This is a genomic window from Acinetobacter larvae (genome assembly GCF_001704115.1).
GTDB lineage: Bacteria > Pseudomonadota > Gammaproteobacteria > Pseudomonadales > Moraxellaceae > Acinetobacter > Acinetobacter larvae.
Map to the genome: position 1 here is coordinate 444,052 of NZ_CP016895.1, position 20,342 is coordinate 464,393.

Below are 20,342 nucleotides of genomic sequence, written 5' to 3' on the forward strand. Positions count from 1 at the left end.
GAGTAGGTGTAGGGTGATTGAATTTAAACAACAGCAACTGTATGTATCTGGTGAGATTCATTTTGGTAATGCTGAACACTGCTATCGTCAAGGTTTAGAGGTGATTCAACAGCAACAACACTTTCCATTGCAGATTAATTTATCACAATTGCAATCTGGAAATACCTTAGCGTTGGCCATTTTCATTCGTTGGTTACGCCACACCCCCCAATCAGCGGGTTTGGTCTTTAAAGCAGTTCCTGAAAAAATGATGAAGATCATCCAATCCTGCCATTTAGAGCAAGATCTTAAGTTCAGTGCCTAAATGGGGCATTCAAGTCGATCAAAAGCCCTGAGCGCAATGCGTTCAGGGCTTTTTTAAATCCATTTTTTCCATCTAAAATAGACCAATGGTCCAATAAAAAACAGAATCAAAATAGAAATCACCACCACAAAACTGGTCGTGCCATGTGCAAAGGGCAGAGATTCGGTATTCATACCATAAATACTGGCAATGAGCATCGGTGGCGCTAGCATGCTGGGTAAGATCGAGAAGCGGCGGATGGTGTCATTTTGCTCGGTATTGATAAATCCCGATGTCGTGTCGAGTAAAAAGCGTACTTTCTGAAACAGGAAGGCATCATGCTCCACCAATGAACGCACATCCTCACTCATCTCGCGAATATCAGCATCATAAATATGACTTCCCAAGGCGCGTGGACGTGATAAAAAAGTCAGTACACGTCGTAGGTCGATCAAACATAACTGTGCTTTACCGAGCACATCTTCTTTTTGTGCTAGACGGGTAATCATGTCATCTAAGTCTAAAATTTGTTCACGGTGACGGTTATTCAGCACTTCAGAGGAGTATATTTCCAAGTCTTTGTGGATATCTTCTAAGATATCCGCAAGCTCATCAAGTTTAGATTCGAGCAAGCCCATGAGCAGCCAAACTGGATCTTTATAGTCCATATCATAGTCATTGCGTCGTGCGCGTGCTCTAAAGGCACGAAAGGCAACCAGTTTTTCACCTCTGAGGGTAAATAGGCGTTCTTTATGTAAAATAAAGGCAACGGTTTGCACTGTGGCTAGCATATTGCTATTGTCATCATTGTCGTTATCGGCTTGATAGTTTTTATGTTTCGTTAGAAAATAGGTACTAATATGCAAAATACCATCATCATCACGGTAAAAACGTGCAGACGATGAAATGTCTTCTAGGGATTTGAGTGTCGGCAAGTTTTGCTGATAGGCATCATAAACCCACTGTTGTTCTTCTTGTGTTGGTGCGATGAGATCAACCCATACCAATTCTGGATGTAAGTCAAAACCGCCATTAATCGTAATGTCTTCTAGACTACCGCGTTCAGTGGCATAAAAGGCTTCAAGCATGTGGGCTTTTCCTGCGCAGTATAAGAGAAAATAGTAGGGCTATTTTAGTAAAGGATTGCAATAAAAACACTGTTTGTCATACTCATTTTTAAAAAAAACTGAATCTGAGTATAGAGATACAGCATGGCAATGAGATAACAAGGTTAGGTTGAAATGAATTCGATAGCAGTTTTTTGTGGTTCTGCATTAGGAAATGAAGCTGTTTTTGCAGAGCAGGCACGTTTGACAGGAACTTTGATTGCACAACAAGGAAAAACCTTGGTCTATGGTGGCGGGCGTTCTGGTTTAATGGGCATTGTGGCAGATAGTGCCTTGGCCGCGGGTGGTCAAGTCATTGGTGTGATTCCACAAAACTTGGTCGATAGTGAATTGGCGCATCCGAATCTGACTGCATTACATATTGTTGCCGATATGCATGAACGTAAGACCAAAATGTCTGAACTGGCCGATGCATTTATTGCGATGCCCGGTGGTTCTGGTACTTTTGAGGAAATCTTTGAGCAATGGACTTGGGCACAGTTGGGTATTCATTTAAAACCTTGTGCTTTTTTGAATGTCGAAGGTTTTTATGATGACCTGATTAAATTCATCGCGCATAGTGCTGAATGTGGTTTTACCAAGACGCGTTTTACTGAAAAGCTGATTTATAGTGATGATATCCAAAAAATTCTGGCAGCCTTTGAGCATTACATTGCTCCAGCGCCGAAATGGGGTGCAGCCGAAAGAAAAGCAGCGGTATAAGTGGTATAGATAGCATGAAATATATTACGGTTGCTGCAGCTGTTATTGAAAATAGCCAAGGTCAATTGCTGTTGGTTCGCAAAAAACAGACTCAATTTTTCATGCAGGTTGGTGGCAAACTTGAAGCCAATGAAGCTGCTGAAGACTGTTTATTAAGGGAAATCCAAGAAGAAATTGCTGTTGCTGCGCAGATTAAGCAATTTATTGGACGCTTTGAGACTGCGGCAGCCAATGAAACTGACCACCGCCTTTGTAGCTATCTCTATCATGTGACACTATTGGGCGAGCCACAGATTGCCGCTGAGATTGCTGCAATGCAATGGTTTGATCCTACAACAGTTTCGGCATCGGACTTGCTCGCGCCTTTGACCCGAGAGGTGGTGATTCCTTGGTATTTGCAATATGCACAAAAGCGTCGCCGCAATTTGTCATCGTCATCCTCAGCTGTATTTTAAGCTTTTGTTCTGCTATGACGTTTTAAAAAATGCTTTTAGCATGGTTTCTAAAAGCATTTTTTAATCACACTCTGATTTTATATTGTGGTTTTCTGTATTGTAGTTTTATGGAGCTTTTCTAGATTAAGTCGCAGCGGCAAGGCAGAGTGCATCGATCTGCTGACAGCCGAGCTGTTGCAAGGCCTGAGCCAAGGCAAATAAAGAGCTTCCTGTGGTGACGACATCATCTAGCATCAATACCCGAGTATAGGGGTGTTGGGGGTTTTCGGGGCAATAAAACTGCTGTTGAATGTTTTCCATGCGTTCAAAACGATTTAAGCCTTTTTGGCGTTGCTCTGCATGACGATGAATCGGTTGCCAAATCGCACAGCCCCAATGTTTGGCGAGTCGTTGCGCCAAATACAAACTCTGATTATAGCCACGCTCAATCAAACGTTGCTTGGAAATTGGCATCGCCACAATGGCATCGATTGCTGTGGGTTTTAGTCGATATAAAGCATGTAATAAGATACGTTGATACTGCAGTTGTTGTAGATATTTAAATTTTTGAATGATACGGTTGATTGGAAATTGGTAGTCAAATATACAGTGGATTGACAGTTGATGTTTGTGTATACACTGTAGCCGCCAAGGTAAGTTTTGCCAGCAATCTTGACACAAACCGTGGGTAGCCTGTGTTTCCAGTTGACACAATAGACAGCCAAAACCCAGAGTATGTTTGGCATAGTGATAGCTGGTGTTGATATATATCATCTTTTGTCTCCCGACAATTTGAGCTGTTGTAGAAAGGACGCGAAGCCTGCGCAGAAGAAACTTTACTATTGTTATGGGGTGTTGCGGGCGTCAGTGCTTAACTAGACATAAGCATAACTAGACATAAGCATAACGGGGGGCTTGTGGCAGCCAGCGTTGTAACAGTGCTTCGGCTAATTCAGGATGTTGTTGCAAAATACTTGCTGCAGCACGATGCGCAGCGGCTAAGAGATGATCATCGCGCTCCAGTTTGGCCACTCGAAATCCGATATCGCCAGTTTGTTTGGTCCCTAAAATTTCACCAGGCCCCCGTATTTCTAAATCTTTTTCAGCGATGACAAAGCCATCATTACTTTCACGTAAGATTTTTAGCCGTTCTAAACCATTTTGAGAAAGTGGATGTTTATATAACAGTGCACAGAAACTGGCTTGTGCACCACGTCCAACACGACCTCGTAATTGGTGTAATTGAGAAAGCCCAAGACGTTCGGCATTTTCTATGACCATGATAGAGGCATTGGGAACATCGACCCCGACTTCGATCACCGTGGTGGCTATTAATAGTTGTAATTGGTTGTCTTTGAATTGCTGCATGATCTGTTGTTTCTGATCTGCTTTCATTTTGCCGTGTACCAAGCCGATATTGAGATCAGGAAATTTTTCCGTCATTTCTCGGTAAGTGGCTTCAGCAGCTTGTGCATCAAGGCTTTCTGATTGTTCCACCAAAGTGCAGACCCAATAGGCTTGTTTACCCTCGGCACAATTACTGGCGATACGTTGTAAGACTTGTTCACGTCGATCTAGCGGAATGGTCACGGTTTGAATCGGTGTTCTGCCGGGAGGCAGTTCATCAATAATCGACGTATCTAAATCGCCATAGGCAGACATGGCAAGTGTTCGTGGAATTGGTGTTGCGGTCATAACCAACTGATGCGGTGTACTGTGTGCATAGCCTTTGTCACGTAATGCTAAACGTTGATCAACACCAAAGCGATGTTGTTCATCGATGATGACTAAACCAAGTTTATGGAACTGAATGTGTTGTTGAAAGAGCGCATGTGTTCCAATCGCCAGCTGCGCGGTGCCATCGCTGACTGCTTGCTCGACTGCATTGCGTGCTTTACCTTTTTGTTTGCCTGCTAACCAAACCACAGTGAAGCCCAAAGGTTCAAACCATTTTTTAAAATTGAGGTAATGTTGTTCAGCCAAAATTTCAGTCGGTGCCATTAAGGCAACTTGCCAAGCTTCTTCGAGCGGATGGCAGGCTGCCAATGCAGCCACCAAGGTTTTGCCCGCACCGACATCGCCTTGTACCAGACGTAGCATCGGTTTGTTCGCTTTTAGGTCTTGCATAATCTCGTGCGAGACGCGGCGCTGTGCTTGGGTGAGCGCAAAGGGGAGTCCTGCTAAGAGCTGTTTGGTGAGCTGTTGGCTGGGTGCAAAACTGGGTGCTTGTGTTTGTTGTAAGTAGGCGCGACGTGTCAGTAAACTGATTTGATGTGCGACCAATTCTTCAAAAATCAGACGTTGCTGTGCAGGGTGGGTGGCTTGTGCCAGTTGCAGCATATTGGCATTGGCTGGTGGGTGGTGAATATAATGCAGTGCCTGCTGTAAGTCATAACCATGACAAAATTGCTTGGGTAATAATTCTGGTAGATGATCGCTGTGTAAGTGCAAAGCTTGTTCAATATACTGTCTAAGTTTGGGCTGAGTCAGCCCTTCAGTACTGGGGTAAATTGCTGTAAGTTGTGTCTTGGGCAGAGGTGTATAGCTGGTAATAAGTTGAATTTCAGGGTGATATAACTCTAGACCACGCGCACCGACACGTACTTCACCAAACACACGCAGGCGATGCCCAACTTGGATACGGTCGGTTAGCCCTTTATAAATATGATAAAAACGTAAGGTGATTTTGCCGGTGTCATCTTGTAATTGTGCTGCCATTGATTGGCGTTTGCCCGGTGGGAAATCGACAGAACTCACCGTGCCTTCAAGCAAATAGCTACGTCCCACGGTCAATTGGTTCATGGCGATGATTGTGCTACGATCTTCATAGTCACGTGGCAAATGAAACAACAGATCTTCTGTGGTAAAAATATGCAGCTTTTCGAGTAATGCTGCAGAGGCGTTACCTACCCCTTTTAATTGGTGGACTTCAGCCATGTCCCCTCAACATATTTGATTGATTAGGTCAGTGTATGCATATCTTATTGCTTGGTTATGGTCAAACGGCACAACGTTTGGCACAGACATTATCACAGTCAGATCATCAAATTACCACAATTAGTCGTTCTGCTAAAGACACAGCATTTTCAAACCATCTGATTCAGGATGTTGCCCATCTGGATCTGAGTCAGCTTGCAGCAATCGATCAGGTCTATGTGTTGTTGGCACCGGCACAGCGTAGCGTTGCAGACTACCGCAAGACTTATCTGGATAGTGTGGCACCGATTTGCCGTGCTTTGGCTAGTCATCCGGTGCAACGGATTGTGGTGGTGTCCTCGACACGGGTTTATGGTGAGCATCAAGGCGAGCAGATTGACGATTCGACGCCAGCTTCGACTACAGATCCCTATGGGCAAATTTTACTGGATATGGAGCATGCATGGCGACAGGCTTATCCAACACAATGTGTGATCCTTAGACCAAGTGGTATCTATGGACGTTCTGTACAGCGCTTAACAGAACTCGCGCTGAAGACGACGCAGTATCGTGCATTACATTGGAGTAATCGTATCCATATCGATGATTTGGCAGCTTTCTTGGCGCATTTACTTCACGTGGAACAGCCTAGCGCCTATTATCTGGTCAGCGATAGCCGTCCGATTGCAATGCATGAGATTTTGACTTGGTTTCGTACCCAGCTTGGACTGCCTCCATTCAGCTATGCGCCTGAGCTGACTTCAGGTAAGCGTATTTTTGCACAGCGGATGCTAGATCATGGTTTTTGCTTGCAACATCCTGATTGTTTTCAAGTTTATCGGCAGTTGGCAGCAGAAAGCGCTAGCGTTCGCTAAACTTTTCTTGCTCGCCATTACGCCTCATTGAATGTTTAGACAGGCATGGCAGTGAAGAATGTTTTGCACTTGAGGGGGAGAATGATGTCTAATCAAATACAAGGACTACGAGGACAATGTCATTGTGGTGCGGTAAAATTTAGCCTTGAACTGACAGATGCTTTTCAGTCAATTCGTCGATGTAATTGTTCTTTTTGTCGTATGCGTGGCGCTGTTGCTATCTCTGTGGCATTGTCTGCGATTGATGTCTATCAAGGCAAAGATCAGCTGACAGAATATCGTTTTAACACTCGGCAGGCGGTACATTATTTTTGCTCGATTTGTGGTATTTATACATTTCATCAGCGTCGTTCAAATCCAGAGCAATATGCTGTGAATGTGGCTTGCCTTGAAAATGTGTCACCTTTTGATTTTCGTCATGTGCCTGTGATGGATGGCATCCATCATCCCAAAGATGGTGGTGGTGGGATTGTTGGCTATTTGGATTATATCGATTTAACACCCTCATAAAAGCCAATGCGCTGCTATATTGAGCAGCTTAGAAGAAGACCAATGAATATAGCGCATTGGTCTGGTTGGCTATTTTAATGGTTGAGCTATTTAACAGTTGAGTTATTGATTGTTTAAAAGCATTTTTCAATAAAATCTTGATGTTCATCCAATTTAATTGCAATTAGATTGTTATTATCAAAGGTCGAATTAAAAAGGGTATTTTCACTTTTATTGACTTTAATTCGTCCTACAGAACTTGGTTTTAGTGCTGCTTCCTGAAGGAGATTAATCTGTATGACTTCTTCTTTGGCATTGATTGGATTAAATTCGAAGCTAATTTTTTCTCGCGCAATACCATCTAACTTATAGTTTTCGTAGATCATATCTTTTAATTGGTTTTGGCATACTGCGCTATTTTTAAAGCTGCTATGTTCAATTTCGGGTCCAAAATGGCATGCTGTCATCGCGGTGGCGCATACTATACAGAGCACTAATTTTGACATCATTCTCTCTTCTAACAATATTTACTACATAAGTATCGAGGGGCTGACAAGTATTGCCAGATTATCGACTTATTCTAACAATTAAATGCGAATGAGTCTTATTTTATTGATATTTTACTTAGTACATGACTGAATGTGCATGATCAGCACAAGCCTTCAAGAGAAATGTCTGGTTGATTCAAACTCAAAGTGCTGGCTTTAGAATATTATTTTTTTGATCATTCAGTTTATTGCCTATGAGTCGGTGGCAATATGTGATTTGGGACATGTAGCGCAATGCTTTGCCCTGTATGACAGGATTGAATATAAAGATCAAATGAAGTTGTAATACTGGGGTCAATAGCAGCCTGTATTGCGAAAATCTGCTTCAAATTTTGAATATAAAAATCAAGGAATTCCTGCTCTGTTGCAAAGCTTTTTAAAGGTTTTAAAGCACGTTGAAAATCTTGTAAACAACGCATATCTGCAGGAACAATAAAGCAAGATAGGTCAATTACCCATGGCTTAATTTCTTTCATCAATGGGCTGATCATTTGTACTCTATTTTTTTCAAAATATTGCAAAAATGGTTTTATTGGTATGGAGTACAAAAATGTTTTATTGCCTTCATATATAGAAAATACGATATGGTTGTTTAATAAAAAGTTTTCGGGAACGCCTTCTGAAATCCTTTTTTCAATTTCATTGTGGATAATATCCATTTGCCTAAGTTGCTGTTCATGCTGATCTAAACTGGTAAAATAATGCGCGACGCGATTGATAAATACTGTCTCGCCGGTACCCGCGAACGCTCCTCTGCACCAGAGTTTGATCTTAGGTTCATCGTCATGAGCTCGTTGCATTGTGCCAGTTGCAGTATCACAAAACATGGCTCTTTTATCTGCTGCAATGAGAATACAATCCCCCAAATGTGCGGATATGATCATCGTCATAGGCGTCTTTTTAACTCATCATTTGTCAATGAATAAATATGATGCAGCATTGATAGGGTTGCATCATCCAAGATTGCAGGAGCAATCTGTATCATTTTTCAAAACTCTTTAGCGATCATTTTTTAAATTAATCTATGGGTCTAGTTATAATCGGTATTATATAGCCCCAAAGTTATTTATTTAAATAATTACATTTAAGCGCACTACAGAATGTGTACGGTATTTCAATCGCTTTAATTTTTGCTGTGGCGCACATCAGGTACATCTAAAAAGCCCAGTAGTTTTGTACTGGGCTCTTTGAATCATAAGCGGAATCGATCAGCTTATTTCTTCTTCCGTTTCATTCGTTTCTTGGCATTTTGCGCGGCAACGGCTTCGAGCGCTTCTTTTAACTCATCATCTGTAAATGAAGTAATGTGATGCAGCATTTGTAGGGTTGCATCATCCAAGACCAGATTGGCATTCTGCGCCATTTTGCTAAATTCCTCATCAAAGATCAACGCGCCTTGTTCGCTGGTTGATATATAGCCTTGTTGTGTGAGGACTTTTAAGAAGCCTTGGAACAAGGCTTTATCAAAGAACTCAGGTGAATTGAACTCATATAGGACCGATAAACGCTGACCTAAAAGATGGCTGAGATCTTCAACTTGCTTGGCTGTAATATTGCCAGAGCCACGTTGTGTAATGAGTGCCAAGGTCATGTAATAACGTTCTAAGCTTTGCATGACTGGTGCAGCTAAAATGCTTAACTGGCTATGCTCTTCGCTATTGCGAACGGGTGAGTTGAGATAATCTTCATGGTCGACTTCAATGAGTTTTAAATCGACCAGTGCTTGAATATGTTGCTCAATCTGCGGCTCAAGTTCAGCTTGTTGCCATTTGAGGAAGAGCTCAGCTTTAAGGAATGGATATAAGGTTTGAATGGCATTAATCAAATGTTGACGTTTGATTTTACCATTGTGCTCAACCAGTGCCGCCACCAGTGACGGTAAAATGAAGGCATGCAAGATATTATTACGGAAATAAGTGAGCAATACTGCTTGATTGTCTTCAATGGCAATGATATCACCCAAAGCATGCTGTACACGTTTAATCAGTTTAAGTTTTAGCCCATAAGCAATAACTTCTTTGCCTGACAATGGTGTGATTTGCATGCGCTGGTCATAGGGCAGGCTGCTGAGTAATTTACGATAGGTATCGATTTGCTTGATAAAGATTTCTTCATCAAGGGTGTGTTTCGGTGTTGCCAATAAAATGAGTGACAGTAACGATACGGGGTTAATCACCACCGCACGGTTGATATTTTCCAAGATCGCATTGGCCGAGCTCATTACCACTTCAGAAACTTCAGGTGGGATAGGGTCATCATTATGTTCAATTTGTACATTTTCGGCATGATGTGCTTTGAGTACGTCATCAAGGAAGACTGGTTCACCAAAGTTGACATGGACTTTACCAAAAATCCGTTCAATTTTTTTCAATGCACGGAGTAAGCCTAAAACGGATTCAGCTTCTTTGGGTTTACCTTGCATTTCACCAACATAGGTCGAGCCTTCCATCAAGCGCTCATAACCAATATAGGTCGGTACAAAAACGATTGGCTTGGATTTACCACGCAAATGTCCATGAATAGTCATTGCCAACATCCCCGTTTTGGGTGGCAATAGTCGACCAGTACGTGAGCGTCCGCCCTCAATAAAATATTCTAATGGTGTGTTACGCGACAGAATACTATAGAGATATTCTTTAAATACAGAGGTATATAGTGCATTACCACGGAAGGAACGACGGATAAAAAAGGCACCACCACCTCTTAAAATCTGTCCAACAAAGGGCATGTTGAGATTATCCCCAGCGGCAATATAAGGCACCATTAAGCCACGTTTAAAGATCACATAAGAAAGCAACAAATAGTCAATGTGACTGCGGTGGCATGGGGTATAAATAATTTCATATTCTTTGGCAAGCTCACGCACCATGCTGAAATTATTGACCTCAACCCCATCATAGAGTTGTGTCCATAAACGGGTCAGTGCCATTTCGGCAAAGCGCACGGTTGAATAAGAATAATCCGAAGCGATTTCATTGACATAGCCAATGGCACGACGTTCAGATTCAATCATGCTGATTTTGGCTCGAATACTTTCTTTACGGATCGCATCTTGTACTTCAGGCGATTTAATCAAAGATTGCATCACATTACGACGGTCAGATAAATCGGGACCGAGTACCACTTCACGTTGTGCATCGAGATAATGGTTTAATTGGCTGACAATATACGTCGCTGGTGAAAGGTTGGGATGATGCTCTTTGGCATAATCGACCAAACTACGCAAAGACTGTGCAGGATGAAATTCTAAGAAGGTTTGTCGACCATGCACACCGATATTGAGCAACTGTTTGACTTTACTCGGTGTCGCCCAGGTATCGGTAAAGAGTAGACGAAATAAGGAATCTTCTTTATCGGGTGAGCGCCCCCATAAGATGGTAACAGGCACCAGTTCGATATCAAGTTCGGGGTGCTTTTCAAGTAACTCGATGAAACGTAATAAGCGCGGCGGAAATGCATAGGGTGGTGGATTGAGCAGATTGGTTTCATTTTTATGTTGTAGAAATACCACGGCTGCTTTTTCATGCTGACCCGCAATATGAACGCTATCCAAAGCAGGTTGTAATTTAAGGCGTCGGGTTTCACCATCTAAGACTAAGGCGTTACTGCGCGAATAGTTCTGCAAGACATAGCAGGTGATACTTTTGGTGGTTTGCGTGGTGGTTTGTGGCGTTTGTGCTGTTGTAGGCTCATTGCTCAGCGTCGGTGTTTCGGGGGCTTCACCGATAACATGCGGAGTGACCACTAGATCGAGTAGTTTACTGGACAATCGACGATAAATTTGACCAAAACCATTATTGGACATAGGTACTCCTAGTAAATGATAGATCCACTGTATTTCACCTGAGATGCTGAGCTAAGTCTTATGCAATGTAGCGAGCATCTTGAGTCTACACGTAAGGCATTTGCCGCTATGATTCTTATCGTAAAATTTTAAAACCTTGCCGATTATAGCAAAGAACCATGCGGACAAAATAGAAAAAGCTGTGCTTTGCGATCTCAAACTTACAGAATATCGACTGCGCAATGCAGCTAGAGATCAGGGATAAACACCTTATTTTAAAGCCTGTTGCTGCGTGTTATGCTGATGAGCTGCGCTGTATTTTGAATAAAATTTTTAATCAGGTTTTCTATGCACAATCTTACCGATGAGTTGGTTGAATTATTGAGTTTGGAAAAACTCGAAGAACATATTTTTCGTGGGCAAAGCCGCAATCTGGTCGGTAAACGGGTGTTTGGTGGGCAAGTTTTGGGGCAAGCCTTAAGAGCCGCTTCATTGACCGCAGATCGCCCTGTCAATTCTCTACACGCTTATTTTTTATTTGGTGGTGATATTCATGCACCGATTATTTATGAGGTTGAGAAATTACGTGATGGTAAAAGTTTTTTAAGCCGCCAAGTTCGTGCCATTCAACATGGTCGTACCATTTTCTCTGCCATGGTGTCTTTTGCCAATCCTGAGGCAGATGGCTTGGAGTATCAAATGCCACAGCCCGATTATCCGGCACCCGATACCTTGTTGGCTGAGCAAAATCTAAAGAGCCAATATATCGAGAGTATTCCTGAAAGTTACCGCAATGCTTTTATGCGTCCACGCCAAGTCGAAATTCGCCCAGTGCATCCTTGTAACCCATTTCAGGCGCAAACCGAAGCTCCTATGCACGCGCACTATTTAAAAACCCATGATCCGTTAGCAGATGATCTCGTCGATGATGTGTCCTTGCATCAAGCGATAGTCGCGTTTTACTCTGACTATACTTTAATGACCACGGCATTGAAGCCGCATGGGCTGAGTTATTTATCACCGAGCTTGCAGTGCGCCAGTATTGATCATGCCATTTATTTTCATCGTCCAGTACGTGCTGATGAATGGATGCTATATGACATGGAAGCAAGCATTAGCACACAGTCGCGCGGTTTGAATTTTGGTCGGATGTGGCAAAATGGTCAGTTGGTTTGTAGTACCACCCAAGAAGGCTTAATGCGCATTCGTGAGATTGAAACGCAATAAAATCATATAATCCTGTTGCTACAGTGTCACAAGCTGCGCTGTAGTGACAGGCGTATATCTGCCGTATATCTCAATAATTGCTGTGTTTTTCTGAAATATCTTAAAGGCAATACTCGATTTCAGTTTTTTTCCGTGGCATAGTGCTTGGCTATATTGTTTAAAATAACAGCGATCACATGCACTTAAATACGCAAATATTGCTGGCTGCGATCTTGGGTATAGCGTTTGGCTATATTTTACAGATCGATCCGCAAGCCAGTTTTGTTCCGCACAGCCTTTATGGGCTTGGCATTATCAGTAGTATTTTTATTGGCTTATTAAAGATGCTATTGGTCCCGTTGATTTTTAGCTCAATTGTGGTGGGAGTCTCTAATTTACAGTCGAGTGGTCAATTAGGTCGGGTATGGAAAATCACGGTATTGTGTTTCTTAACCACCACGACTTTGGCCTTAGCACTGGGTTTGGCATGTGCACATCTTTTTGATGTTGGGAAAGGGGTCGACATTGCCATGTTCCAAGAGGATATGAATACTTATCAATCCCCCGACACCTTGAGCCCCGGCGCATTCTTCACCAATTTTATTCAAAATACTCTAATTAACCCATTTAAAGCATTCTCAGATGGTAATGTTTTGGCTGTGGTGTTATTTGCGCTGTTTGTGGGTATTGCCTTGGTACAAGGTGGTGAGCGGTTTAGCGTGGTGCGTAAACTCAGCCAGCAATTCTTTGACATCATGATGTTAATGATTGGTTGGGTGATGAAGCTTGCACCATTTGGTATTTTTGCACTGATGGCGAAGCTGATTGCAACAGAAGATATTTCTGTACTGAGTCGCTTGCTGGAATTCTCCTTGGTGGTAACTGGCACAACAATCTTTCATGGCGCGGTGGTGTTGCCCTTGTTGCTATGGATTTTTGGTGGGATGAGTCCGATTCGCTTCTTTAAAGCAGGGCGAACCGCATTAATCACTGCATTTGCAACCAGTTCAAGCTCGGCAGCCTTACCTTTATCTTTGCAATGTGCCCAGCAAAATATGGGGGTACGTCCACATATTGCGGGTTTTGTGGTGCCATTGGGTTCGCAGCTCAATATGGATGGCACGGCATTGTATGAAGCGGCTGCGGCTTTGTTTATTGCCAATCTGATGGGCTTGGAGTTGAGCTTAACGCAGCAGTTGATCGTCTGTGTAACCGCCATGATTGCATCTTTGGGTGCTCCGGGGATTCCAAGTGCGGGTATGGTGACCATGATTATGGTGTTGCAATCAGTCGGTTTACCCGCAGAAGCGATCGCGATTTTATTACCGATAGACCGTATTTTGGATACGGTACGGACCGTGGTCAATGTACAAGGCGATATGATGATTAGTGTGGTGGTTGATCGGCATACCCGTGATGTCGATGAGATCCCTACACCAAGCACCTCGACTTAGTCAGTACCCTATGTCAATATGCCCAAAGCCGATCAATGATCGGCTTTTTTGATGTGCTAAATGATGCGGTATTGTTTAATCATTTGAGCTGTATAGGATGCGTAAGTGGAGTCTTAGAGATTAGGGTATAAGCTTTGATGCAATAATCTATGCTAGATTTGCGTGATGATTAATTTTAAAGTGATGAAATTTTAATGAAAATTCGTTATCCAGAACCATTGCTTGAGGGTGATTTAATTGCAATAACTGCACCTTCAGCAGGGGTGGAACAGGCTTTATATCCACGGTTGGATCGCGCAATAGATTTTCTAAAACAAAAAGGCTTTCGTATCGTAGAAGGTGAATGCTTACGTCAAAATATTAAACAGTGTAGTGCGAGTACTGACAGAATTTTGTAAAACACATCAACAGCAGGGCGTGATACTTTATTTTGAAAATGTAGAAATGTCGCCTTGCCAGTTATTACGTTGTTTGATGAGTTTAAAATTACAGGGCTGGTTTGATGAACTAGGTGCGGTTTTAATTGGACGTAGCGCAGCGCCATTAGCAGCTACAGATCAGTTGACAGAATTAGAGATATTAGAACGTATATTTGGTGATTTCATGATTCCCGTTCTCTATGATGCCGATATTGGTCATGTTCCGCCGCAGGTGAGCTTGGTCAATGGTGCTCTAGCCGAAATATCCTTTGATGGTCGGATGGCTATTTTAAGGCAGCGGATTGGATATGACGTTTGATTGTATGAATACGTTAAAAATCATAAGTGACTATAATCGTCTTACAGTAAAAAACCATACTGAATGACAGCGGAAAATTTTATTGCTAATAGGTGTAGTGATGACTACACCTGTTGTTATAACTGTCGTTCTTTAAGGTTTTAACGATGGTGAGTTTGTCGATTGATCAGACTCACTTTGCTCTAGGCTTTCAGCATCTGCTTCACCGGCAATTTCAATGGCATCTAGATCAATTCCTGCCAATAAGTCGAGCTCTGCATCTGGTGCATTTGCATGGTGGTTTTGCTGCGCTAAGGTAAAATTCAATCGTCCACCCATGACGCTGGCCAGTTCTTCTAAGCCAAGTTTATTTAAAGATGAGAACAATTGAATTGAGAAATTTAGCCCCATTTTTTTCAATTGTTGTTGTACTTCAAGTAGGGTTTTATTGGCTGGACCACGATTGAGTTTATCGGCTTTGGTGAGGAGCACATGCACAAACAGTTTTCTGGAATGTGCCCATTGCAACATCATAATGTCAAAGTGTTGCAGTGGATGGCGAATGTCCATCAGCAGTACTAAGCCTTGTAAGCTTTGACGATGGATTAAATAGTTTTCCAGTTCTTTCTGCCAAACCAATTTCATTGCTTCAGGCACAGCCGCATAACCATAACCGGGTAAGTCGACCAAGCGTTGATCGGGATTGCCCAGATTAAAAAAGTTAATCATCTGGGTACGACCAGGACGTTTTGATGCGCGCGCCAATTGTTTTTGATTGGTCAGTGCATTGATGGCACTGGATTTTCCAGCATTGGAACGACCCGCAAAAGCAATCTCGTAGCCTGTGTCTTCAACACACAAGTCGAGTTTAGGCGCACTCATGGAAAATTCAGCTTGGCGTAACCAGCTGAGTGTTGCATTCGCATATTCAGAAAGTACTGGATCGACCTTCTTGGTATAGGTAATTTTCTGTTTTGGCGCATTGGCCGTTTTGCTATTTCTAGACTTTCCACTACTGCGATGCATAACTGAACTTTTAACTGTAATCGTCAACAAGGTGCATTATAAAGGATCAAGCTGTGAGAGGCGAATTTTCACCAAGTTTAACCCGATAAATATGTTATTTGCTTGTGATTGCGCTGAAAAAGCGCGCTACTGTTTATGGCGCAGTCGCATCAATGCTTAAAAATTCAATTGCCGATTTTGTACTAGAGGGCGTTGCTGTTGGTGCGTTTTGTAAGACTTCGCCCAATTGATAACGATTGAGATCATCATAAAACTGTTGTAGGGCGTGATCTAAAATGCCTTTGAGTCCACAGTTGACACGCAGTACACAAGGTGGGTTGTGGCATTGTACGATGGGGGTATCTCCTTCGAGGATCCGCACCATATCACCTAAACGTTGTTCAAGGGCTTGAGGATGTAAACGAATGCCACCACCTTTGCCGCGAGTGGTAATCAGCCAGTCTTGCTTTGCCATGAAATGCACAATTTTGACCAAGTGATTTTGCGAGACCTGTAGGTCTTGGGCAATTTCAGCAATGGTATAGGGAATATCACGCGGTCGCGCAATATACATCAATATACGTAATGCATAGTCAGTAAATTTGTTGAGTTGCATATCGACCTAATCGCAAGTTTAAAAAAGCTCAGGTGCTTTGGGGCATCGTATCGTCTGAAAGGGGAGGTGACGATATGCCATAGTCTAACATAGACCCACCTGAGCAAACATGTGACCTTGATGCTTTGTTGGGAGTGTTACAGCCGCTGGATATTGCGAAAAATTGAAAGCGTAGTAAGTTATTAAAAAACAAGTTATTTAAAAAAAGGCTGCGCATAAAGTGCAGATGCGCAGCCCAAGTGCTTAGAGCTTAACACCACCAGTGCCAAAGGCTTCGGTGTGAATGTTTTGTGCAGGAATGCCTTGGTCGAGCAATGCCTGACGCTGTTCTGCCATAAATGGCATTGGACCACAGAGATAATAATCTGCATCTGCGGGTAAGAGCGCTGTATCTAACTGCGCAAGCGCTAAACGACCAACTGCCTGATAGTCTTGTCCGAGTACATCTTGCGCTGTTGGAAATTCATATGCGACCCAAGTTTTGAGCTGTGGATACTCTGCTTGTAAATCTTTGAGGTGTTGCTTCATGGCATGTACTTTACTGTTACGACAAGCATGAATGAAGTGCACAGCTTGAGGCATGTCTTGCGCAACCAATTGATTGAGCATAGCCACCATTGGGGTGAGACCGACACCACCACTGATCAATACATTGGTTTTATGACTATCGATCAAGTAAAAATTACCTGTGGGTGCAGAGACTTCAATTTCAGCACCTTGTGGTAAATTGTGTAAGCTATTAGACACCCAGCCCGCAACTTTGTCTTCTTTGGCCGGCTCACGTTTGACCGAGATGCGTAAATAGTCTTCATGCGGGTTGGTCGAAAGTGTGTATTGGCGAGGTTGTTTTAAGCCTAACTCTGGTACCAATACGCGTACCGAAATATATTGTCCTGCTTGGTAGCTTGGAAGGGCTTGACCGTCTACAGGTTGTAGGTAGAAAGAGCTAATCTCTTCACTTTCTTGTACTTTTTCGGCAATTTTAAACTTGCGCCAGCCCAACCAGCTACCTTTGGTTTTTTCATGCTGTTGATACATGTCACGTTCAGCATTGATCAATACATCTGCCAATTTACCGTAGGCAACAGCCCATGCCTCAATTAAGGGATCTTCCATGGGGATGTCGAGCACTTCACTAATCGAGTGTAATAAGTTCTCGCCTACAATGTTGTAGTCCGGTGCTTGAATATTTAAGCTGACATGTTTATGCGCAATTAACTCGATGGCTGAAGACAGCACAGATGGATCTTCAATATTTTCTGCATAAGCCAAAACCGCACCCGCCAATGCTTGTGCCTGCGCGCCACTACGTTGGTGCCCTAAGTTGAATACCTCTTTTAAATCAGGATTATTACCAAGCATACGGTTGTAAAAATACTGGGTAAGCGTAACACCATTCTCACGAAGTACAGGAACAGTTGCTTTGACCAAATCAATTTGCTGTGGAGTCATTGGCGATCTCTCTTGGCTATATTTAAAAGATATATTTAAAATACATATTTAAAGATGTATTTGCAATACATCTTTATAAATAAAATTAGACCATTGCAAAACAATGATCTAATTATTTGTTATTAAAGCTTATTTTTTATAAGCTTCTACCGTAATGATTTCAGAATCATTGTGTGGCGCTTGCTGTGGATCATAATCAGAACAGAATTGGATATCGCTAAAGCCAGCTTGGCTGAGCAACTGTTTCAGTTCTGCAATGCCATACCAGTGCAGACTAAAGATTTCAAATTCACTTTGAATGATCTGTTGGTCGCGCCATTTCTCATAGCGGTGGTGGGTAGTGGTGGTTTGCTGGACATAATCAATGGCAGACTGGGTGATTTGTAGGGTAATTAAATCGTTGTTTTCGGTGTGAAAAGTACGTGTGGTGGTGTGACCGACTTGAAAGTTGTGCTGGAAGAAAATATCAAAAATTAAGCGCCCTTGATCGGCTAAGTGCTGGTAGCTACGCTGTAGAAACTCGGTAAAATCTTGTGCATGTTGCAACAGTAAAATGGTGCCTGTCGGCACAATAATGGCATCAAAGACATCATTATAGTCAAAGTCGGTAAAACTAAATTGTTGTACACAATCCTGCGCGAGTTGCTGGCTGGCTAGGTTTTTTTGACAATAATCTAGCATCTGTTTGGAATAATCAAAACCCAGCACATCAAGACCTTGTTGCAGGAGTGGAATAAGAATACGCCCCGTACCTACGCCAGCTTCTAAGATTTTACCGTTTATGCCTTGTAGACGTTGCGCATAATATTCAACATCACCGAAGCTTGTGCCAATGGCTTTGTCGAGTTGGTAGACTTCGGCTGATAGACTGTTGTAATTCCAATTCATTTTAAAACCATCCTGTTTGATCATCCAGATAGCGCGAAGTCTACCTGAAATCGCACTGAAGTCTATGTTGCGAAGAGCGCAATGTACTTAGAACGCATAAAAACCGTAGTAGATACATCTTTCGCTATGATTCGCGTACAGACCTATGCATAGATTTCAGCTGCTATGTTGCGCTATTTTTTGCCAAAAAGTGAGCCGAGTATGCCACGAAGCAGTTTTTGCCCTGTAGGTCCACCGAGGCTGCGCGCGGCACTTTTAGCAAAGGTACTCAGTACATCTTCGCTCAATTTGGAGCGGGCTTGTGCTGCTTGTTCATCGGCTTTGATCTGTTGTTTAAGTTGTTTTTCTTGCTCTTTATCAAGTATTTGTTGTTGCTTGCTCGTCGCTTTGGCGGCTATTTCGGCTTGGCGTTGTTGTTCTTGCTCAGTGACTTTGCGCTGTAACATTTCATAGGCGCTGTCTCGATCCAGCACTTTTTCATAAACCCCAGCAATGATGCTATTTGCTAAAAAATCTTGGCGTTGTTGTGGGCTGATAGGGCTAAAACTAGTATAGGGTGGCATAATCCAACCGCGTTGTACGATTTGCGGTGTACCATTTTCATCGAGGCAGCTGATCAGTGCCTCGCCAACAGCCAGTTGGGTGATCACTTCACTGACATCAAATGCAGGATTGGCACGAAAAGTTTGTGCTGCACTTTTTACCGCTTTCTGCTCTTTTGGAGTAAAGGCACGTAAGGCATGTTGGATACGATTACCCAATTGACCTAAGATCGTTTCAGGCAGGTCCAAGGGATTTTGCGTGACAAAATAAATACCGACACCTTTAGAGCGAATTAAGCGTAGCACTTGCTCAATTTTTTGTTGTAATGCAGTATTATGATTGGCAAATAATAGATGTGCTTCATCAAAGAAAAAGACCAGTTTAGGTTGTTCTAGATCACCAACTTCAGGTAGTTTTTCAAAGAGTTCGGAGAGCATCCATAGCAAAAAACTGGCATAGAGCTTGGGGGTATTCATGAGCTGATCTGCAGCCAGCACATTGATATAGCCATGTCCTTTGCTGTCTGTTTGCAGAAAATCCATGATGTCCAAACTGGGTTCAGCAAAAAATAATTCACCACCCTGATCCGCCAGTGCCAATAAATTACGCTGTATCGCACCAAGACTAGCGGCAGAAAGGTTGCCATACTCATTTTTGAGTTGACTCGCGTTTTCACTCACATAGCTGAGCATGGCTTTAAGGTCTTTAAAATCAATCAATAATAAGCCTTGATCATCTGCAATACGAAATACCGCAGACAATACGCCTTGTTGGGTATCATTTAAATTTAAAATCTGTGCCAATAAGAGTGGTCCGATTTCGGAAATCGTGGTGCGTATAGGATGGCCTTGCTTGCCAAATAAGTCCCAAAAGAGCACGGGTGCCGCTGCAAACTCAATCTCATGGACTTGGAGTAAGCTAAGGCGTTGATCAAATTTTTCATGATGACTGCCAGCCATGGCAAGACTGGACACATCACCTTTGGCATCGGCCAAAAAGACCGGTACACCAAGCCGAGAAAAGCTTTCGGCGAGGACTTTGAGTGTGATGGTTTTGCCTGTGCCTGTTGCACCAGCAATAAGCCCATGACGATTGGCAAGTTGTGAATATAAAACAATATTTTTTGTTGTATCAGCACTTTCTTTGGCGATGATCAGAGGCGTTCCCATTGTTAACTCTTATATTTTGTTGGAATGTATTGTGATTTATAACACAGTTAGTTGGATTGATCATTAAAAGAACGATTGCCAATGATTGCAAGCTTGCTGGGTGTGTCTTAATTGGTTTAAGTACCTGAAATGGG

At 42.7% G+C, this 20,342-nt stretch carries 19 protein-coding genes and 1 pseudogene; 9 read left to right on the forward strand and 11 right to left on the reverse strand.

The window, feature by feature from the left end:
* Positions 1-13: 13 nt before the first annotated feature.
* Entirely contained in the window at positions 14-304 is a 291-nt protein-coding gene (locus tag BFG52_RS01960; protein ID WP_067551909.1) for an STAS domain-containing protein, read from the forward strand.
* Between the two features lie 53 nt (positions 305-357).
* Here the strand turns inward: BFG52_RS01960 and BFG52_RS01965 are convergent, their stop codons facing one another.
* Complete coding sequence (locus tag BFG52_RS01965; protein ID WP_067551915.1) at positions 358-1,371, reverse strand: CorA family divalent cation transporter; 1,014 nt, start codon at positions 1,369-1,371, stop codon at positions 358-360.
* A 153-nt stretch (positions 1,372-1,524) separates the two neighbouring features.
* On the opposite strand from BFG52_RS01965, the gene BFG52_RS01970 reads away from it, so the two are divergent.
* Both BFG52_RS01970 and BFG52_RS01975 read left to right on the forward strand, forming a co-directional pair.
* Positions 1,525-2,112 (forward strand): LOG family protein, encoded by a 588-nt coding sequence (locus BFG52_RS01970; protein ID WP_067551918.1) that lies wholly within the window; start codon positions 1,525-1,527, stop codon positions 2,110-2,112.
* 14 nt (positions 2,113-2,126) lie between these two features.
* Positions 2,127-2,567 (forward strand): NUDIX hydrolase, encoded by a 441-nt coding sequence (locus BFG52_RS01975; RefSeq protein WP_081408590.1) that lies wholly within the window; start codon positions 2,127-2,129, stop codon positions 2,565-2,567.
* Between the two features lie 123 nt (positions 2,568-2,690).
* On the opposite strand, the gene BFG52_RS01980 is transcribed toward BFG52_RS01975, so the two are convergent.
* Positions 2,691-3,320 (reverse strand): ComF family protein, encoded by a 630-nt coding sequence (locus BFG52_RS01980; protein ID WP_067551923.1) that lies wholly within the window; start codon positions 3,318-3,320, stop codon positions 2,691-2,693.
* A 117-nt stretch (positions 3,321-3,437) separates the two neighbouring features.
* Positions 3,438-5,483 carry an ATP-dependent DNA helicase RecG gene (gene recG, locus BFG52_RS01985; protein ID WP_067551926.1) on the reverse strand — a complete coding sequence of 682 codons (2,046 nt, stop codon included), beginning with the start codon at positions 5,481-5,483 and terminating at the stop codon, positions 3,438-3,440.
* Between the two features lie 35 nt (positions 5,484-5,518).
* Between recG and BFG52_RS01990 the strand changes: the two genes are divergently transcribed.
* Together BFG52_RS01990 and BFG52_RS01995 are read left to right on the forward strand one after the other, a co-directional pair.
* Positions 5,519-6,337, forward strand: coding sequence for an NAD-dependent epimerase/dehydratase family protein (locus tag BFG52_RS01990; protein WP_067551927.1), 819 nt, complete (start codon positions 5,519-5,521; stop codon positions 6,335-6,337).
* 81 nt (positions 6,338-6,418) lie between these two features.
* On the forward strand, positions 6,419-6,847 hold the full coding sequence (locus tag BFG52_RS01995) for a GFA family protein (protein WP_228703794.1): 429 nt from the start codon (positions 6,419-6,421) through the stop codon (positions 6,845-6,847).
* 113 nt (positions 6,848-6,960) lie between these two features.
* On the opposite strand, the gene BFG52_RS02000 is transcribed toward BFG52_RS01995, so the two are convergent.
* The 3 genes and pseudogenes from BFG52_RS02000 to plsB all read right to left on the reverse strand — a co-directional run.
* Positions 6,961-7,335 (reverse strand): hypothetical protein, encoded by a 375-nt coding sequence (locus BFG52_RS02000; RefSeq protein ID WP_228703795.1) that lies wholly within the window; start codon positions 7,333-7,335, stop codon positions 6,961-6,963.
* A gap of 224 nt (positions 7,336-7,559) precedes the next feature.
* The gene (locus tag BFG52_RS02005; protein WP_067551928.1) at positions 7,560-8,264 is read right to left on the reverse strand and encodes a hypothetical protein; all 705 of its coding nucleotides are present in this window, start codon (positions 8,262-8,264) and stop codon (positions 7,560-7,562) included.
* A gap of 329 nt (positions 8,265-8,593) precedes the next feature.
* Positions 8,594-11,179 (reverse strand): annotated as a pseudogene (gene plsB, locus BFG52_RS02010) (glycerol-3-phosphate 1-O-acyltransferase PlsB); the annotation flags it as partial.
* 327 nt (positions 11,180-11,506) lie between these two features.
* On the opposite strand from plsB, the gene BFG52_RS02015 reads away from it, so the two are divergent.
* The 4 genes from BFG52_RS02015 to BFG52_RS17185 all read left to right on the forward strand — a co-directional run bounded on the left by BFG52_RS02015 (position 11,507) and on the right by BFG52_RS17185 (position 14,556).
* Complete coding sequence (locus tag BFG52_RS02015; protein WP_067551938.1) at positions 11,507-12,385, forward strand: acyl-CoA thioesterase; 879 nt, start codon at positions 11,507-11,509, stop codon at positions 12,383-12,385.
* Positions 12,386-12,561: 176 nt separating this feature from the next.
* Complete coding sequence (locus BFG52_RS02020; RefSeq protein ID WP_067551940.1) at positions 12,562-13,818, forward strand: dicarboxylate/amino acid:cation symporter; 1,257 nt, start codon at positions 12,562-12,564, stop codon at positions 13,816-13,818.
* 194 nt (positions 13,819-14,012) lie between these two features.
* On the forward strand, positions 14,013-14,216 hold the full coding sequence (locus BFG52_RS17180) for a hypothetical protein (protein WP_067551946.1): 204 nt from the start codon (positions 14,013-14,015) through the stop codon (positions 14,214-14,216).
* A gap of 19 nt (positions 14,217-14,235) precedes the next feature.
* Positions 14,236-14,556, forward strand: coding sequence for a S66 peptidase family protein (locus BFG52_RS17185; RefSeq protein WP_218921013.1), 321 nt, complete (start codon positions 14,236-14,238; stop codon positions 14,554-14,556).
* Between the two features lie 132 nt (positions 14,557-14,688).
* Here the strand turns inward: BFG52_RS17185 and yihA are convergent, their stop codons facing one another.
* From yihA to BFG52_RS02055, 5 genes are all read right to left on the reverse strand, one after another.
* Positions 14,689-15,561 (reverse strand): ribosome biogenesis GTP-binding protein YihA/YsxC, encoded by an 873-nt coding sequence (gene yihA / locus BFG52_RS02035; RefSeq protein WP_067551954.1) that lies wholly within the window; start codon positions 15,559-15,561, stop codon positions 14,689-14,691.
* A gap of 133 nt (positions 15,562-15,694) precedes the next feature.
* A complete protein-coding gene (locus BFG52_RS02040) occupies positions 15,695-16,156 on the reverse strand; it encodes an RrF2 family transcriptional regulator (RefSeq protein ID WP_067551957.1) in 462 nt (153 codons plus the stop codon).
* A gap of 243 nt (positions 16,157-16,399) precedes the next feature.
* Positions 16,400-17,608: an NO-inducible flavohemoprotein gene (gene hmpA / locus BFG52_RS02045; RefSeq protein ID WP_067551960.1), complete on the reverse strand. Its 1,209-nt coding sequence runs from the start codon at positions 17,606-17,608 to the stop codon at positions 16,400-16,402.
* Positions 17,609-17,737: 129 nt separating this feature from the next.
* On the reverse strand, positions 17,738-18,496 hold the full coding sequence (locus BFG52_RS02050) for a class I SAM-dependent methyltransferase (RefSeq protein WP_067559009.1): 759 nt from the start codon (positions 18,494-18,496) through the stop codon (positions 17,738-17,740).
* Positions 18,497-18,669: 173 nt separating this feature from the next.
* Positions 18,670-20,208, reverse strand: coding sequence for a helicase HerA-like domain-containing protein (locus tag BFG52_RS02055; RefSeq protein WP_067551962.1), 1,539 nt, complete (start codon positions 20,206-20,208; stop codon positions 18,670-18,672).
* Positions 20,209-20,342: the final 134 nt, after the last annotated feature.

Coding starts and splice junctions, on each gene's coding strand:
- BFG52_RS02015 (WP_067551938.1), top strand. CDS start 11,507: ATGCACAATCTTACCGATGAGTTGGTTGAATTATTGAGTTTGGAAAAA.
- hmpA (WP_067551960.1), bottom strand. CDS start 17,608: ATGACTCCACAGCAAATTGATTTGGTCAAAGCAACTGTTCCTGTACTT.
- BFG52_RS17180 (WP_067551946.1), top strand. CDS start 14,013: ATGAAAATTCGTTATCCAGAACCATTGCTTGAGGGTGATTTAATTGCA.
- recG (WP_067551926.1), bottom strand. CDS start 5,483: ATGGCTGAAGTCCACCAATTAAAAGGGGTAGGTAACGCCTCTGCAGCA.
- BFG52_RS01975 (WP_081408590.1), top strand. CDS start 2,127: ATGAAATATATTACGGTTGCTGCAGCTGTTATTGAAAATAGCCAAGGT.
- BFG52_RS02000 (WP_228703795.1), bottom strand. CDS start 7,335: ATGATGTCAAAATTAGTGCTCTGTATAGTATGCGCCACCGCGATGACA.
- BFG52_RS02050 (WP_067559009.1), bottom strand. CDS start 18,496: ATGAATTGGAATTACAACAGTCTATCAGCCGAAGTCTACCAACTCGAC.
- BFG52_RS01965 (WP_067551915.1), bottom strand. CDS start 1,371: ATGCTTGAAGCCTTTTATGCCACTGAACGCGGTAGTCTAGAAGACATT.
- BFG52_RS02055 (WP_067551962.1), bottom strand. CDS start 20,208: ATGGGAACGCCTCTGATCATCGCCAAAGAAAGTGCTGATACAACAAAA.
- BFG52_RS02020 (WP_067551940.1), top strand. CDS start 12,562: ATGCACTTAAATACGCAAATATTGCTGGCTGCGATCTTGGGTATAGCG.
- BFG52_RS01980 (WP_067551923.1), bottom strand. CDS start 3,320: ATGATATATATCAACACCAGCTATCACTATGCCAAACATACTCTGGGT.
- BFG52_RS02040 (WP_067551957.1), bottom strand. CDS start 16,156: ATGCAACTCAACAAATTTACTGACTATGCATTACGTATATTGATGTAT.
- yihA (WP_067551954.1), bottom strand. CDS start 15,561: ATGCATCGCAGTAGTGGAAAGTCTAGAAATAGCAAAACGGCCAATGCG.
- BFG52_RS01970 (WP_067551918.1), top strand. CDS start 1,525: ATGAATTCGATAGCAGTTTTTTGTGGTTCTGCATTAGGAAATGAAGCT.
- BFG52_RS01990 (WP_067551927.1), top strand. CDS start 5,519: ATGCATATCTTATTGCTTGGTTATGGTCAAACGGCACAACGTTTGGCA.
- BFG52_RS02005 (WP_067551928.1), bottom strand. CDS start 8,264: ATGACGATGATCATATCCGCACATTTGGGGGATTGTATTCTCATTGCA.
- BFG52_RS01995 (WP_228703794.1), top strand. CDS start 6,419: ATGATGTCTAATCAAATACAAGGACTACGAGGACAATGTCATTGTGGT.